Source organism: Silvanigrella paludirubra (assembly GCF_009208775.1).
Lineage (GTDB): Bacteria > Bdellovibrionota_B > Oligoflexia > Silvanigrellales > Silvanigrellaceae > Silvanigrella > Silvanigrella paludirubra.
Map to the genome: position 1 here is coordinate 134,214 of NZ_WFLM01000002.1, position 16,188 is coordinate 150,401.

At 31.7% G+C, this 16,188-nt stretch carries 13 protein-coding genes; 4 read left to right on the forward strand and 9 right to left on the reverse strand.

From position 1 onward, the window contains the following. Positions 1-9: 9 nt before the first annotated feature. The 9 genes from GCL60_RS04865 to ppdK all read right to left on the reverse strand — a co-directional run bounded on the left by GCL60_RS04865 (position 10) and on the right by ppdK (position 12,462). Complete coding sequence (locus GCL60_RS04865) at positions 10-1,449, reverse strand: sigma-54-dependent transcriptional regulator (RefSeq protein ID WP_161998086.1); 1,440 nt, start codon at positions 1,447-1,449, stop codon at positions 10-12. A gap of 71 nt (positions 1,450-1,520) precedes the next feature. Beyond that, complete coding sequence (locus tag GCL60_RS04870; protein WP_153418783.1) at positions 1,521-1,706, reverse strand: hypothetical protein; 186 nt, start codon at positions 1,704-1,706, stop codon at positions 1,521-1,523. A 14-nt stretch (positions 1,707-1,720) separates the two neighbouring features. Beyond that, complete coding sequence (feoB, locus tag GCL60_RS04875; RefSeq protein WP_153418785.1) at positions 1,721-3,613, reverse strand: ferrous iron transport protein B; 1,893 nt, start codon at positions 3,611-3,613, stop codon at positions 1,721-1,723. A 1-nt stretch (position 3,614) separates the two neighbouring features. Further along, positions 3,615-3,956 carry a FeoA family protein gene (locus GCL60_RS04880; protein ID WP_153418787.1) on the reverse strand — a complete coding sequence of 114 codons (342 nt, stop codon included), beginning with the start codon at positions 3,954-3,956 and terminating at the stop codon, positions 3,615-3,617. 165 nt (positions 3,957-4,121) lie between these two features. After that, positions 4,122-5,438 (reverse strand): sugar ABC transporter permease, encoded by a 1,317-nt coding sequence (locus GCL60_RS04885; RefSeq protein WP_153418789.1) that lies wholly within the window; start codon positions 5,436-5,438, stop codon positions 4,122-4,124. A 12-nt stretch (positions 5,439-5,450) separates the two neighbouring features. After that, positions 5,451-6,971, reverse strand: coding sequence for a xylose ABC transporter ATP-binding protein (locus tag GCL60_RS04890; RefSeq protein ID WP_153418791.1), 1,521 nt, complete (start codon positions 6,969-6,971; stop codon positions 5,451-5,453). 33 nt (positions 6,972-7,004) lie between these two features. Next, entirely contained in the window at positions 7,005-8,018 is a 1,014-nt protein-coding gene (locus GCL60_RS04895; protein WP_153418793.1) for a sugar ABC transporter substrate-binding protein, read from the reverse strand. Positions 8,019-8,276: 258 nt separating this feature from the next. Further along, positions 8,277-9,569 (reverse strand): sugar MFS transporter, encoded by a 1,293-nt coding sequence (locus GCL60_RS04900; protein WP_153418795.1) that lies wholly within the window; start codon positions 9,567-9,569, stop codon positions 8,277-8,279. A gap of 289 nt (positions 9,570-9,858) precedes the next feature. Continuing rightward, positions 9,859-12,462: a pyruvate, phosphate dikinase gene (gene ppdK / locus GCL60_RS04905; RefSeq protein WP_153418797.1), complete on the reverse strand. Its 2,604-nt coding sequence runs from the start codon at positions 12,460-12,462 to the stop codon at positions 9,859-9,861. 459 nt (positions 12,463-12,921) lie between these two features. On the opposite strand from ppdK, the gene GCL60_RS04910 reads away from it, so the two are divergent. The 4 genes from GCL60_RS04910 (at position 12,922) to GCL60_RS04925 (ending at position 16,187) form a co-directional block, all read left to right on the forward strand. Beyond that, a complete protein-coding gene (locus GCL60_RS04910) occupies positions 12,922-13,116 on the forward strand; it encodes a hypothetical protein (protein ID WP_153418799.1) in 195 nt (64 codons plus the stop codon). A 93-nt stretch (positions 13,117-13,209) separates the two neighbouring features. Next, positions 13,210-13,461 carry a hypothetical protein gene (locus tag GCL60_RS04915; protein WP_153418801.1) on the forward strand — a complete coding sequence of 84 codons (252 nt, stop codon included), beginning with the start codon at positions 13,210-13,212 and terminating at the stop codon, positions 13,459-13,461. A gap of 92 nt (positions 13,462-13,553) precedes the next feature. After that, positions 13,554-14,402, forward strand: a complete 849-nt coding sequence (locus GCL60_RS04920; protein WP_153418803.1) for a proline dehydrogenase family protein — start codon at positions 13,554-13,556, stop codon at positions 14,400-14,402. Between the two features lie 204 nt (positions 14,403-14,606). Further along, complete coding sequence (locus tag GCL60_RS04925) at positions 14,607-16,187, forward strand: APC family permease (protein ID WP_153418805.1); 1,581 nt, start codon at positions 14,607-14,609, stop codon at positions 16,185-16,187. The last annotated feature ends 1 nt before the right edge of the window (position 16,188 follow it).

The following is a 16,188-nucleotide window of genomic DNA, read 5'->3' on the forward strand; positions in this document are numbered from 1 at the left end:
ATTATTAGTTTATTTTTTTAATTTCAATTTTTTAATTTTTAATTGTAAAGTACTTCTTGCAATACCAAGTTTTTTCGATAATTTTGTAATATTTATTTTTTCTTCTGAAATTTTTTGAAAATATTTTTCCCAAAGAATTTCAGTCATTTTTTCATAACTTAAAAACTCTTGATTTTCATTTTTAATAGGAATTTTAATAAACTCTTCTTCATTAATTTTAGTTAAATCTTTTAAATCTTTATTTTTTAATAAAATTCTTTCTGGTATACCCAAAGGAGTTAAAATTTTATTTGTTTGGTGTTCTGTCATTGCGCGAAGACAATTACGCAATTCTCTTACATTTCCTTCATTCCATGAAAGCTTACATAAAACATTTAAAGCCGTATTTTCTATTTTATAAGGACCTCCTTTCATTGTTCTACAAAAGTACATAATAAGATCAGGAATTTCAGTTTTTCTTTCTCTTAAAGGCTTTAAAATAATTTCAGTTTCACATAATCTTTGCCAAAGGTCATTTCGAAATAATCCTTCCTTTACTCTTAAAATTAAAGGAACATTTGAAGCAGCAATAAATCTTATATTAATTTTTCTTGAAACAGATTCTCCAATTCTAGTTACCTCTTGATTTTCAAGAGCCCGTAAAAGTGCTACTTGAGCACTATGGGACAAACTAGCCACTTCATCTAAAAAAAACCATCCACCAGAAGCAGACTCTAATAATCCCGGTTTATTTGAAGTTGCACCCGTAAAAGCACCTTTTACATAACCAAATAATTCACTTTCTAATAAACTAGGTGAAATACTGCCACAATTCATTTTTACAAAAGGAATATTTTTAGCATAATCTTCAAATAATTCTGCAACAACTTCTTTTCCAGTACCAGATTCTCCTTCAATATATACAGATGTAATAGCAGAATTCATAATTTGAGGAATTCTCCTACTAATTTTTTTCATTGTTTCACCAGAATATTTATTAAAAATATATTCTTCTTTTTTATCTGAAATATTTATTCCACGCTTATTCATTACAGATTTTCTAACCTGAAAAATTTTTTCTACAACATTATTTTTTTCCATTTTTTTTGAGATAAATTCATCTGCACCAGCTCTTAAACTTTGCAAAATGGTATCGGGATCATCTAAATTAGAGCTCATTAAAATAATAATATTGGGATGATTATTTTTTAATTCTTGAACGACAGAAATTCCAGTCTGATTCATATCATCAGATAAATAAATATCTAAAATAGCAAAATCAATTTCAGAAATTTCTTTTATTCCCAATTTAAGATCACGAATCGTTAAAAAAGAGGACACTTGAAATTTTATATTTTTTGGATTTGATTTTAATATTTTAGCTAAATTTTTTAATTCTAAAGGATCATCATCTAATTGAATAAGGTTAAAAACATCCTTATCAGAAGGATATTGATGCTTTAAAACCATATCGCCTCTCATTTTATTTCTTAGTAAAAGAAATTCCTAACAAAAGGCATCGGATTCATTTGTCATAAAACTTAAGAGAATTTTTTAGGTTTACTAGGTGTAGAACAAGATCCACAGCCAGAACCACAAGAAGGCGCTGGTTCTTTATTTTCGTTCTTATTTAATTTTTTCGAAATCATTTTTTGAATTTTCCATTTATAAACCAAATAAACGGCTGCTATTAATACAATAATATAAACAATAATTTGCTGAGACATATTCAACCCTTTAATTAACCTACAAAATACTTTGTTACATTAAAGACAACAAAAGCAGCAAAGTAAGCTAATCCAATTAAGTAAGTAAACATAATTGTTGGCCATATCCAAGAATTTGTTTCTCTTTTTGCAACGGCAAGCGTTGAAGCGCATTGTGGTGCAAAAATATACCAAGTTAAAAAGGCTAGAGCAGTTGGTAAACCCCAAGAATGTGAGATTGCAGAAGCAAGCCCTTGATGAACCGCTTCCTCGTTACCACTAATGGAATATACGGTTCCCAGTGCTGCTACTGCCACTTCACGAGCAGCCATACCAGGAATGAGAGCAATCGCAATTTGCCAATTAAAACCAATTGGAGTCAAAATAGGTTCAAAGAATTTTCCAATCATTCCCGCAAAAGAATAATCTATTGCTGGATCTGTAGCATTTGCTGGCGGAGCTGGGTAAGTACTTAAAAACCAAATTATAATCATTAAAGCTAAAATAATTGTTCCTGCTCTTCTTATAAAAATAACGGAACGTTCAAATAAACCAAGAGCTACATTTTTAATTCGTGGTAATTTATATGTTGGTAATTCCATTAAAAGTGGGTGTAGCTCCCCTTTTAGGAAAAAGGTTTTCAAAATAAAGGCTACAATTAATCCAGCTAGAATACCACTTACATAAAGCCCAAACATCACAAGTCCCTGGGAATTGGCAAAACCAAACAAGGTAACAGATGGAATAAAAGCAGCAATAATTAATGTATAAACTGGTAAACGAGCAGAACATGTCATAAGAGGCGCAATTAAAATTGTTATGAGTCTATCATTTTTATTTTCAATTGTTCTGGCAGACATAATGCCAGGTATTGCACATGCGAAACTAGATAATAAAGGAATAAAAGCTTTCCCATGTAAGCCCACACCGCCCATTAATTTATCCATTAAAAAAGCAGCCCGCGCCATGTATCCAGAATCTTCTAGTAATAATATAAAAAAGAATAATGTAATAATTTGAGGAACAAATACAAGAACACCGCCTACACCAGCAATAACGCCATCATTAATTAAACTTTTTAGAGCCCCGTCAGGCATAACATGTCCTATCCAGGCTTGTAATGACGCCATTCCAGATTCAATTAGTTCTTTTGGATATTCTGGAAGAATAAATACAGCTTGGAAAACAACAAACAAAATGGCAAATAAAGTTAAAATACCTAAAACAGGGTGTAATAATATAGAATCTAATTTTTTTGTCCATTCTGACGCTAGCCCTTGTTTTCTATGGGCAGCGCATAATATTCTTTCGACTTCTCTATGGTAAGCACGAACTTCTTGGGCTACAGGCTCTTTCCATTGCATATTAGAATTATTATTTGGAGTATTTTCAGCAGAATATTTTTCAATTTCTTTTTCAACTGCGACAACAAGATCATTGATCCCATTTTTTTTAATCGCTATTGTTGGAATTACGGGAACTCCAATTTCTTTAGAAAGAATATTTAAGTCAATGTCATATCCTCTTTTTTTAGCAACATCCATCATGTTTAAAGCTAAAATAATTGGTTTTCCCACTTTTTTTAATTCTAATACAAGTCGGAGCCCTAAATGAAGATTTGTTGCATCAGCAACACAGACAATGGCGTCTGGAACAGATTCATCAACAAATTTTCCTAAAACGATATCTCGTGTAACCGCCTCGTCTGGACTACGAGCTCTTAAACTATAGGTCCCAGGTAAGTCTAAAACACGAACTTTTGTTCCTTGTGGCCCAACAAAAACTCCTTCTTTTTTCTCTACAGTAACGCCTGAGTAATTTGCAACTTTTTGACGTGCACCTGTTAAAGCATTAAAAAGTGCTGTTTTTCCACAGTTTGGATTTCCAACCAACGCAATTCTTGGGTTTATAAATGAATTTGATGACATGTTAAGGTAATTTCCTAACTAAAATAGCTTGAGCTTCTTTTCTACGAATGGCAACTAATGAACAAACACGAATTAAAACAGCCATAGGGTCTTTTTTAATGAATCCTTCATGCTGCAATGTAACTTCGGTTCCTTCAACAAATCCCATTTCAAGCAATCGACGTTCTAATTCACCTTTTGGCAATATATTATCTTTTCCTAAATGTTCTTCTGTAATTTGAACGACTTCAGCTCTTTCTCCTTTTTTTAATGAGCTTAAAGGAAAAATGGCCTGAGAGGAGGCACTTTTTAAAGCCTCACTCGTCTTTAAAGTAGTTCCCTTAAGAACCAATTTAGAAAACATGAATAACCTCTTAAAATATTTAAATAAAACAAGATTTAACAGCAAATTTTATTAAAAATAGCCGTAATTCTTTTTAAGGCTAGCATTATTGATAACCATTATCAATATCTTAGGTAGGTTATGTTAGAGACAAATTTGCCGATTATTAGACATAAAGTATTTCAATTAATTCTTTTTTCTTGTTGCAATATCAACCCAAACTGCCAAAAGTAAAATGCTTCCTTTTACAATATATTGCCAAGTGACATCCAAGTTCATCAGACTCATTCCATTATCCAAACTTGCCATTACCAATGCACCAATGATTGCACCAAATATGGTTCCAACCCCACCCATGGTACTTGTTCCACCAATAATAGCCGCCGATATGGCATCTAATTCAAAATTTTGCCCAGCTGAGGTTGTTGCCGCATTTAATCGCGCTGTTAAAATAATTCCGGCAACAGCAGCCAATGATCCCATTAATACAAAAACACTTAAAGTTCTTTTTTTAATATGAATTCCAGATAATTTAGCAGCCTCTAAATTTCCGCCCATAGCATAAAGATGTCTGCCAAAAACAGTGTTATTGGTTACAATAGAAAATAAAACGGCAAGTCCAAATGCAATAAGCACTGCATAAGGTATTCCCATATAAAATGCCATTATAGAGAAAAAGGCTGCTATTATGATTGAAAAAAAGACAAGTTTTAATATTTCTAAAGGATAAGGTAACACTTCAAATCCATATTTTATTCTTGATTTTCTTTTTTTAATTTGAAGATAAACAAAAATAAATATGCATAAAATTGCAATTAAAATAGAAACGTCATTAAAAGGAGGGGCATCTCCTGCATAAAATTTTCCGTTTAATAAAAAATGAAATCCTGTTATGGGATCTCCAAAATTATTTTTAACAACGTTACCTAAGGAGTCTAATTGGGTTGCAGGAGAAAATAAAAAGGTTGGAACATACCCTTGTCCAAAGGCTTTAAAAGAATCATTCATAGGACCAATTGTCCTACCCTCTGTAATTCCTAAAATTGCCCCTCGAAAGGCTATCATACTCGCTAAAGTAACAATAAAAGCTGGTATTTTTCTATAAGCCACCCAAAAGCCATGCCATAATCCAACAATAGCACCTATTAAAATAGCCGCAAGAACTGTAGGAATTGTTGGCCAATTATAATTTACTTGTAAAATTGCTGCCGCAGCTCCTATAAAACCAGCAACAGATCCGACAGATAAATCGAGATGGCCCGCAACAAGAACCATTGTCATACCTATGGCTAAAACACCTATAGTAGCACTTTGTAAAAATAAATTAGATAAATTACGCGGAGAAAGAAATAATGATCCCGTTAAAAAAGTAAAAGTAACCCAAATAACAAGTAACGCAATAACCATTGTATATTGACGAATATTTTTTTTAAATGATTGAAGTAAAAAATGATTTGCATCAAATTTCAAATTTTCAATTATTTTATTTAGTGTTAAGTTCATTGATCGTACTTTCTATGACAAATGACCAGTTGCATATTGCATAATAGTTTCTTGATTCGCATTTTTTTGCAATATATCTCCCGAAATTTTTCCATTATGCATTACTAAAATTCTATCACTCATCCCTAATATTTCAGGTAATTCAGAAGATATCATTATTATACATAAAATCCCTTGGTCTAATAATTGATTCATAATATTATAAATTTCAGATTTAGCCCCCACATCAATTCCTCGCGTAGGTTCATCTAAAATTAATATTTTTGGTTTTGTCATTAACCATTTTGATAAAACAACTTTTTGTTGATTTCCACCACTTAAATTACCAACAAATTGTTCAATTGTATTTGTTTTAATTTTTAAATCGCCAACAAATTTACGAGTAGAAAATATTTCTTTATTTTTATCCATAAATCCATAATTAGAAATTTTTTCTATACTAGAAAGGGTTGTATTTTCTTTTATATCCATGCCTAAAACAAGACCAAAACGTTTTCTGTCTTCAGATACTAAAGCAAGGCCAGATTCAATAGCATCGGATTCATTTTGAATTGTTACTTTTTTTCCTTCAATAAACAATTCACCACTTGTTACCTTACCCCATGCACCAAATATACTCATTGCTAATTCAGTACGCCCTGCGCCCATGAGACCAGAGATACCAATAATTTCACCTTTATTTATTTGAAAACTAACATTATCTATTACTTTTAATCCCGTTTCAGGATGCAACACGGTCCAATTTTTAACTTTAAAAATAGTTTTCCCAAATTCTCTTTTTTCTCTAGGAAAAATATTAGTTAATTCACGTCCAACCATTTTTGAAATTAACTTTTCTTCGTTTAATTCTTTTACAAGATCACTTGAAATTGTTCTACCATCACGAAGAATTGTAATGTGATCTGCTATTTGAAAAACTTCTTTTAATCTATGGGAAATATAGATACAAGTTTTTCCCTTGACTCTTAATTCTTTTATAATTTCAAGTAAATTATTAGCTTCTATTTCAGTAAGAGCAGCAGTAGGTTCATCTAAAATTAATATATTCGCATTTTTTGCAATTGCTTTTGCAATTTCAACTAATTGTTGTTCTCCTACACCTAAGCTTGAAACTTTTGCAGATGGATTTACATTTAATTTTACTTCTTTCAAAATATCTTTTGTTTTAGAGTAAGCTAAATCCCAATCTATAAATAAACCTTTGGTAATTTCATGTCCCAAAAAAATATTTTCACAGACGGTCATCTCTTTTACTAAAGCGAGCTCTTGGTAAATGATTGCTATTCCTGCATTTTCACTATCTATTGTTCCTGAAAAATTTTGTAAAAGATTATCTATAAAAATTTCGCCTTCATAGGAATCATTTGGATAAAATCCACTTAATATTTTCATTAATGTAGATTTTCCTGCCCCATTTTCTCCGCATAAGGCATGAATTGTTCCTTTTTTAACAGAAAAATTCACTTTTGATAATGCCTTTACGTTTCCAAAACTCTTAACAATATTTTTCATTTCTAATGCAAAATGATTCAATTTCTCGTCTCCGGAAAATCACATTTTTAAATTTTATTTAATATATTTATAAACTTCTTCTTTTTTAAATAAACCAGATTGAATCATTTCTTTATCAAGATTATTTTTATCTACAACAATAGGAGCTAAAAGAACGGAAGGAACATCTATTTTTCCATTATTTGTTTTACCGTTTGTATTCACAGATTTATTTTCTGCCATTTCCATAGCAACTTTAATTGCTTCAGCAGCTAATTTCTTTTGATCTTTATAAACCGTCATGGATTGTGTTCCAGCAACAATTCTCTGGGCAGCAGTAAGTTCTCCATCTTGTCCAGTTACAAATACTTTACCGGTTAATTTTTGAGCTGCTAGAGCCTGAACAACCGCTCCTGCTGTATTATCATTTGGAGCAATTACAGCTTGAATATTATTTTTATTAGCTGTTAAAGAGTTTTCCATAATTTTTTGAGCCACACTGGGCTGCCAATCTGTAATTGGTTGTTCGGTAACAACTTTAAAATTCCCATTTTTTATTCGTGGTTGTAAATGAACTAAAGCACCGTCTTTAAGTAATTTAGAATTGTTATCTGTAGGTGCTCCAGAAAGTAACACAATATTGCCTTTGGAAAGGTTTTTAGCAATATACTCTCCTTGAAGCTCTCCAATTTTTACGTTATTAAATGAAACATACATATCAAGATTTGAATTTAATACGAGACGATCAAGAGAAATTACTTTTACTCCTGCTTTATGCGCAGTCGTTACAAGAGCAGCAGCTGCTGCTGCATCTTGAGGTGCTAATATTAAAATATCTATTTTTTGAGAAAGTAAATTATCAACTTGGGAAGCTTGAACGGAGGCATCTTGGTCGGCAACTTGAATAAATATTTTAGCACCACTTTTTTTTGCAGCGTCTTCAAGACCTTGTTTATATCTTACCCAACCAATATCTCGTTGTGTAGGTAAAGAAACACCAATACGAATTTCTTTTGAATATGCAGAAAAAGAAAATGTTAATCCAACGATTGAAAGGAAGACAAATGAGTGGCGTGAAAGCTTATTCATAATAGCTCCTAATAAATATATATATTTTTTCGTATCAACGGTTATGAATACTAGAATAATTTACAAAAGTCAAAATATTGTTTCCTTAAAAAAAGGAAAAAAATATTGAAATACAAATATATATTTACAATATTTTATATAAAATTAACATACCATTATCTAAAAAATAGGTGTGACAAACAAAAAAAATAGATGACAAGTATAAATTTGTCATCTATTTTTCATAATGAATACATTTAAAAATAAAATATAAAAAAATTAATTATTTGACTTCACTTTTAATGCAAATACAGCAATATAAACATAACAGATTAAAGGTACGATATAACTTAAATGGAGACCACCATTATCAGCAATATATCCTTGTATCATTGGAATAATTGCACCACCAACAATAGCCATGCATATAATTCCAGAACCTTTTTCCATGAACTTTCCGAGATTTTGTGTACTTAATACAAAAATGGATGGGAACATAATGGAATTAAATAAACCAACAGCAATAATACTATATAATGCAAAATGCCCCGATCCAAATATTGTAAATAATACTAAAATAGATGCAACAACACCATGCACAAATAAAACTTTATTTGTTTTAAATTTTGTTGTGATAAAAGAACCAACAAAACGACCTACCATTGCTCCGCCCCAGTATAAACTGAGTTTATCGCCCGCGTCTTTTAGACTCATATTTCCAACAGTTGGAGAAGCAATAAAGTTTACCATTAAACTACCAATGGCAACTTCTGCACCAACATAAGCAAAAATAGCCAAGGTTCCCAAAACAAGTTTTGGATGATCAAATAATTTAAAATCTTTTGTCTCATTTTTTAGAGCAGAAGATACTTCTATCTTGTCGTTTGGAAATTTAAAGAAGGCGAGAGCTACTGCTATCATAATAGCAAAACAAGCAAGTCCAAAATAAGGAAGCTGAACAGCGCTTGCCTGAGCAGTGTGATAAGCAACAACCTCAGATTCTGGTAATTTTAAGAGCTCGTCTTTAGAAAGCATTGCTACAGATAAAATTAAAGCAGAGCCAATAATAGGTGCAATTGTTGTACCTAAGGAATTCAAGCCTTGCGCAAAAATAAGTCTACTAGAAGCTCTTTCTGGACCACCTAAAATAGTTAAATATGGATTTGCTGCAACTTGTAATATAACGATGCCACTAGCTAGTACAAACAAGCCACATAAAAACACTAAATAAATAGAAATTTTGGCGGAAAAAATAAAGGATAAACAACCTAAAGCTGTTAAAGAAAGTCCTATGATAAAACTTTTTTTATAGCCGTATTTTGAAATTAATTTACTTGCAGGCCAAGAAATTAAAAAATAAGCACCAAAAAAAGTGAACTGAACTAACATGGATTCTGTATAATTTAAAGAGAAAACCTCTTTTAAATGAGGAACTAAAATATCATTTAGGCAAGTAATAAAACCAAATAGAAAAAACAAGGTAGAAACAACACCAATGGCAACATTATGATTTTGCTTTTTTTGCAAAACATGCGGCTCTTTAGGCTGAGTGTACTTCACAGCTGAGACCATTAAAAACCTCTTCTCAATAAAAAAATGGATACCTCTAAATAACATCCTTGCATTTGTTATCACAATTTTGTTGCAATTTAAAAATGCTTAAGAGAGAACAATAAATTCGTCACAAATTTTATTGTTTAAAAACATTAAAAATAAAAAAAATGCCTATCTTTGGCTACATTGATAAGCAATATGAGACTTTTTTACAATCAATTTTATTCAAAAAAACAATTAAATAATTGTATTAAGTACATTTTTCAAAAAAAACAAAGTATAACAAGAAATTTATAATTATTAACGTTTATTTTTTACTTGAATTCTGTTCGATTGCCGCCTGAGCCGAAGCTAGCATTGCGATTGGAATACGAAAAGGTGAACAACTTACATAATTTAGCCCCATGGAATGACAAAATTTAACACTGGAAGGCTCTCCTCCATGCTCCCCACAAATTCCTACTTTTAAAGAAGGATTCGTCTTTCTTCCTAATTCCGTAGCCATTTTTATGAGCTGACCAACTCCTTCTTGATCAAGCACAGCAAAAGGATCTTCATGCAAAATAGCTTCTTGTTTATAAACTCTTAAAAAGGGAGCGGAATCATCGCGGCTAAAACCATATGTCGTTTGTGTTAAATCATTTGTGCCAAAGCTAAAAAAATCGGCATATTGTGAAATTTTATCTGCTACAAGAGCCGCTCTTGGAACCTCAATCATGGTTCCAAAAGGAATTTGTGGTGCTAGTTTAGATAATCTATCTCGTAACCATTTCAATTCTTGAGCAATCCCAACAAGGGGAATCATGATTTCAGGATAAACTTTTTTCCCTTGAGCACGGCATTTTTCAACAGCTTCAACAATTGCTTTCACTTGCATTTCATAAATTTCAGGGTGAGAAATACCTAATCTACAACCTCTATGCCCAAGCATAGGATTCGCTTCATATAATGCTTTAACTCTTTGTTTGATATCTTCAGCAGACAATCCTAATTGATTAGATAAACTCATCATATCTTTGTCTGTGTGAGGCAAAAACTCATGCAGTGGAGGATCTAATAAACGTATTGTTACCTCAAAGCCTTCCATTGCACTTAAAATACTTACAAAATCTTCACGTTGAAAAGGTAACAATTTTTCAAGAGCTTCTTTTCTTTCTTGAGCATTTTTAGCGAGAATCATTTGTCTCACATAAGGAAGTCTGCTTTCATCAAAGAACATATGTTCGGTTCGGCATAAACCAATTCCTTCAGCGCCAAAACTTCTTGCATAAATAGCATCTCGAGGAGTATCTGCATTGGCTCTAATTTTCATTTTTCTACATTCTTTAGCCCAATCCATGAAGGTATTAAAGTCACCACTAAGTTCTGCATTTTTTGTCTCCACTTTTCCAAGCATGACTTCGCCAGTAGAGCCGTCTAAAGTGATCCAATCCCCTTCTAAAACTTCAATTCCTGAAACTTTTACAGATTTATGTGATTGAGAAATAGTAAGCGAAGAACAGCCTGCTACACAACATTTACCCATTTGACGCGCCACAACAGCTGCATGTGAAGTCATACCACCACGTGCTGTTAAAAAGCCCTGAGAAGCATACATTCCACCAATATCTTCAGGTGAGGTTTCGTCACGAACTAAAATAACAAGCTCGCCACGAGCTGCCCAGCTTTCTGCTTCAATCGCAGTAAATACGGCACGACCAGAAACAGCTCCTGGAGAAGCTGGCAAACCTTTCGCAATTACTTGTTTATGAGCCCTTGGATCGAGGGTTGGGTGCAATAGTTTATCTAAATCTTGTGGATTCACTCGTAATAAGGCTTCTTCTTTCGTAAGTGTTCCTTCTTTAGCAAAATCAATTGCAATTTTTAAAGCTGCCTGTGTTGTTCTTTTTGCATTTCTTGTCTGCAATAAATATAGCTTACCTTCTTGAATGGTAAATTCTATATCTTGAACATCTCTATAATGTTTTTCTAATTTTTTTCTAACATCTTGAAGCTGAACAAAAACTTCTGGCATTTCTTTTTCTAATAAAGAAAGAGTTTTTGGAGTACGAATACCCGCAACGACATCTTCTCCTTGAGCATTGATTAAATATTCACCGTAGAAAATATTTTCTCCCGTTGAGGGATCTCTTGTAAAACAAACCCCTGTTCCAGAGTCATTGCCCATATTTCCATAAACCATAGAACAAACATTTACTGCAGTTCCCCAATCATTTGGAATGGAGTGAATTTCACGATATTTTTTAGCTCTATTGCAATTCCAACTTTTAAAAACAGCGCCTATGGCGGACCAAAGTTGCTCAAAAGGATTCTCTGGGAAATCTTCTCCCAAATGTTTATGATAAATTTGTTTAAAGGAAAGACACAACGACTTTAAATCTTCTGCAGAAAGACTTGTATCTTCATGATAACCTTTGTTTTTTTTGTAATTTTCAAGACAGTCTTCCATGTAGTGAGAATCTAATTCTTTTACAACATTCGAATACATTTGAATAAATCTTCTGTAAGAATCATAAGCAAAACGAGGATTTGCTGATTTTTTTGCTAACGCTTCTACAGTGGAAGGATTCAGTCCTAAATTAAGAACCGTATCCATCATACCTGGCATGGATACCCTTGCCCCAGAACGTACACTTACAAGCAAAGGGTTGATGGGATCTGCAAATTTTGCACCCATTGCCTCCTCAGTTTTTCTAAGAGATTCTTCAACTTGCTTTTTTACTTCAGGAGAAAAGTTTCCTTCTTCTTTTAAAAAGTCTAAACAAACCTTTGTAGAGATAGTAAAACCAGCAGGAACAGGAAGTTTTAAAGACGTCATTTCTGCTAAATTTGCACCTTTACCACCTAATTCTGCTTTCATAGAGGCATTACCGTCGGCGACTCCGCAACCAAAAAAGTAAACAAATTTCATCAAAAAATTCTCCTTGTCAGCGTCTAGGTCAGATATACGAAGATATAATCCTACTATGACAGCTTTAACTCAACTTATAATAATTGTAAATTGACAATTATTCATTAGGCACTGTATAAACAATTTACAGTGGGTTTTTATTAGAGAAGATCATTCAGAAAATACTCGTATCTTTGAAAATATGATTAAAAAAAATTTATTTTAATGGCATTCTCTTTGAAAAATTACTCTGTAATTATAAAGACTTATTTTTTTTTGCTCAAAATGAAAGCTTATACTTGTATCTCATCCTATTTTCTATTAGCTCTTTTAATAAGCAGAGAGTGTTTAGTCTTTCGACAAACTTTTTAAGAAAGACCAAACATTATCCTCTGTTTTTATTGAAAAACAAATACATTTAGGTGTGGCATTAAAATTGCTTAACCAAAATCAGAACGCATTTTGAAGAGGTAGGACACAATGGGAGACGTAATCGATATTTTCTCAAGAAAAATCGTTAAAGAGAAGGAAAACACAATAAAAACAGCTAGTACTGAAGATGCTAAAACCACTTTTGAAAAACAAGCATCACGTAACAAAGCAAATCAAGAAAGATTACGCAAAGAGCGCGATCAAGCAAATAAAAACGTTATGAAAAGTTATAGAATTAAATAATTAACCACTCCTAAAAGAGTTTGCTTAAATTAAAAGCAAACTCTTAATTTAAATTTACAAAATTTGATTTAATTTACTCAAAGGAAATAAAATATGATTTCAAGTTCTTCTAATAAAAGAAAAAACGTGCTTGATTTTGAATTTTTTAAATTACGCAAAAAAGAAAAACTAAATCAATTTATTTATCAAAAAGTTTCTAATAATCTTATAAATTTAAATAACAAACCAAAATCATTGGATGAAATTGACATATCAAATAGAATTCACAATATTAAACAAAGCGTTCAACGGATCAATAAACTTATTTCTGAATTAAAGCAAATCTCGGACAAACCAAATAAATAATATCCCCATTAAGTTGTCATTCCCTCAATTTATTGTAAAAAAGACACCGTCAGAGATTTTTTTTACTTTGTTCAATATAAGAGGGTTACTTTATGGGAAGCATACCATTCTACGCAAAAAGATTTGTATCAGGATCTAACTTTGAAGAAGCTTTCAGTGTAGTTGAAAAACTAAACGATAAAAAAATCTGCGTTACCTTAGATGTCCTTGGCGAAAATATTAAAGACAAGCCACAAGCCCTTAAATTTGTTGAAGAGTACGATCTATTATTAAAACGTATCGCAGAAAAACCACGAGATTGCTATGTTTCTATTAAACTAACAATGCTTGGACTCGATATTGATCATGAATTTTGCTACGAAAATCTTTCCAGAATTTTATCTATTGCCGATGAAAAGAAAATTCGTGTTGCTTTAGACATGGAAGGAACAGACTATACAGAACGTACAATTGCTATGTACGAACGTGCTGCAAAAGAATTTACAAGCCCTGAAATTGTACTTCAAGCTTATTTATTAAGAACAGAAGAGGATATCAATCGTATTATTGCTGCAAATGGAAAAATCCGTTTATGCAAAGGTGCTTATAAAGAACCACAAGAAAAAGCCCTTCAAAAAATGCCCCTCATTGTTGAAAATTATAAAAAATTAATTCAAAAACTTTTACTAAATGGCAAAAGAGTTTGCATTGCAAGTCATGATGATGAAATAATTGAATTTTGTATTAATTTTATTGAAAATAATAACATTCCTAAAGACAGATATGAATTTCAAATGCTCTATGGAATGCGTGAAAAGACATGGTCTCGCATCAGAGAAAAAGGACATAATATGACAATTTATGTTCCATATGGTGAAGATTGGCAAGCATATTACACAAGAAGATTAGCAGAAAGAAAAGAAAACGTATTTTTTGTTTTAAAGAATCTTTTTAGATCTTAAATAGATTTTAAGATCCTTACCTTATTCTATCCTCCCATTAATTCTAAGATAATATTGACAAAATATTTTTTTTAAATAATAAAGAATATATAGATATTCCTATTATTTTAGAGATTTAATTACTTGACAAAAGTGCATACACTAGCATAATAGTTCCTAAATTGCTAAAGAGCAGCAGTTCAAATAAATGAGGAGAGCGTTCTTGTGTTACCTAAAAGGAATATTGGCTTAATTGGAGTTACGCTTGCCTCTGTCGGAAGTATGATCGGATCGGGATGGCTTTTTGGTCCTCTTTATGCAGCTCAAATGGCTGGTCCTGCTTCTATTCTTTCTTGGTTTTTAGGCGGCTTTTTCTTTATTTTTATAGTTTTAGTTTTCTCAGAGTTGTCCTCAATGTTCCCTATTATGGGAGGACTTACAAGTTATTCCTTTTTTTCACATGGAAAATTTACAGGAATAATTACTGGGTGGATTTATTTTCTTTGTTTTGCAACTATTGTACCTATAGAGTCTTTAGCAGTAGTTCAATATTCAAGTACTTATTTTCCAATGCTAGTAACAAGTAATTCATTAGGCAAACATGAATTATCAACAATAGGTTATTTTGCAGCTGCAATTATTTTATTTATTATGATTTTTGTAAATAGATATAGCATTAAATTATTAACAAGAACAAACTCAATTGCAACAATTTGGAAAGTTCTTGTTCCCTTATTAATTGCATTTGCATTTATATTTAGCTCGCAAAGTAATTATAATAATTTAACTCAATATGATGGATTTGCTCCTTATGGAATTCAGGGAATCATGGCAAGTTTATCTGTCGGAGGAATTATTTTTGCATTTGGTGGATTCCAGTCTGGAATTATTCTAGCTGGAGAAACGAAAAACCCTCAAAGAAATATACCTCTAGCAACAATTAGTTCTCTATTTATTGTGACAATTTTATATGTACTTATTCAAACTGCATTTGTTGTAGCTGTTCCAGATACTTCCCTAGCACAAGGGTGGAGTCAATTAAATTTTGTTGGCGATTTGGGACCCTTTGCAGGACTTGCAATTGCTGCAGGCTTTACCATTTTATGTGCTTTATTATATATAGATGCTGTTGTTTCTCCATTTGGTTCGGGATTAATTATGACCTCAACAACAGCTAGAGTTATGCATGGATTAGGCACAATAGATGCCGCACCTAAATTTGTAACTAAATTAAATAAACATGGTTCGCCAGAAAATTCATTATGGTTAAGTTTTGCTGTAGGATTAATTCTAATCTTTCCTTTTCCTGGCTGGAAAGAAATGGTTACATTTTTAACATCATCCTATGTTGTTACTTTATCTGTAACACCTATAGCTCTTGTTGTTTTAAGAGATAAATATCCTGAACTTAAAAGACCTTTTAAACTCCCCTTCTTTAAGTTTATATCTTTAATTGCATTTTGTATTTGTGGTTTAATGATGCACTGGATTGGTTTTACTGTATTAATTAAACTCACATGCATTATTATTCTTTTTGTTGGAATTTACTCAATTGTGCTTTATCAAAAAAGAAGAAGTCTAATAAAAACGTTAGATCTTAAAAGCTCTTCTTGGATATTCGTTTACTTAACTGGATTTACAATAATAAATTATTTTTCTAAATTTGGAAATGGCACAGGACAACTTTCAACTATAAATAGCAATATTATAGCAATCTTGTTTAGCTTATTTGTATTCTTTTTTGCCTGTAAAATTTCTTTAAAAAGACAACAAATTATAAAAAATATTGATGAAGTAAAAAAATAAT

Coding starts and splice junctions, on each gene's coding strand:
- GCL60_RS04865 (WP_161998086.1), bottom strand. CDS start 1,449: ATGGTTTTAAAGCATCAATATCCTTCTGATAAGGATGTTTTTAACCTT.
- GCL60_RS04870 (WP_153418783.1), bottom strand. CDS start 1,706: ATGTCTCAGCAAATTATTGTTTATATTATTGTATTAATAGCAGCCGTT.
- feoB (WP_153418785.1), bottom strand. CDS start 3,613: ATGTCATCAAATTCATTTATAAACCCAAGAATTGCGTTGGTTGGAAAT.
- GCL60_RS04880 (WP_153418787.1), bottom strand. CDS start 3,956: ATGTTTTCTAAATTGGTTCTTAAGGGAACTACTTTAAAGACGAGTGAG.
- GCL60_RS04885 (WP_153418789.1), bottom strand. CDS start 5,438: ATGAACTTAACACTAAATAAAATAATTGAAAATTTGAAATTTGATGCA.
- GCL60_RS04895 (WP_153418793.1), bottom strand. CDS start 8,018: ATGAATAAGCTTTCACGCCACTCATTTGTCTTCCTTTCAATCGTTGGA.
- GCL60_RS04900 (WP_153418795.1), bottom strand. CDS start 9,569: ATGGTCTCAGCTGTGAAGTACACTCAGCCTAAAGAGCCGCATGTTTTG.
- ppdK (WP_153418797.1), bottom strand. CDS start 12,462: ATGAAATTTGTTTACTTTTTTGGTTGCGGAGTCGCCGACGGTAATGCC.
- GCL60_RS04910 (WP_153418799.1), top strand. CDS start 12,922: ATGGGAGACGTAATCGATATTTTCTCAAGAAAAATCGTTAAAGAGAAG.
- GCL60_RS04915 (WP_153418801.1), top strand. CDS start 13,210: ATGATTTCAAGTTCTTCTAATAAAAGAAAAAACGTGCTTGATTTTGAA.
- GCL60_RS04920 (WP_153418803.1), top strand. CDS start 13,554: ATGGGAAGCATACCATTCTACGCAAAAAGATTTGTATCAGGATCTAAC.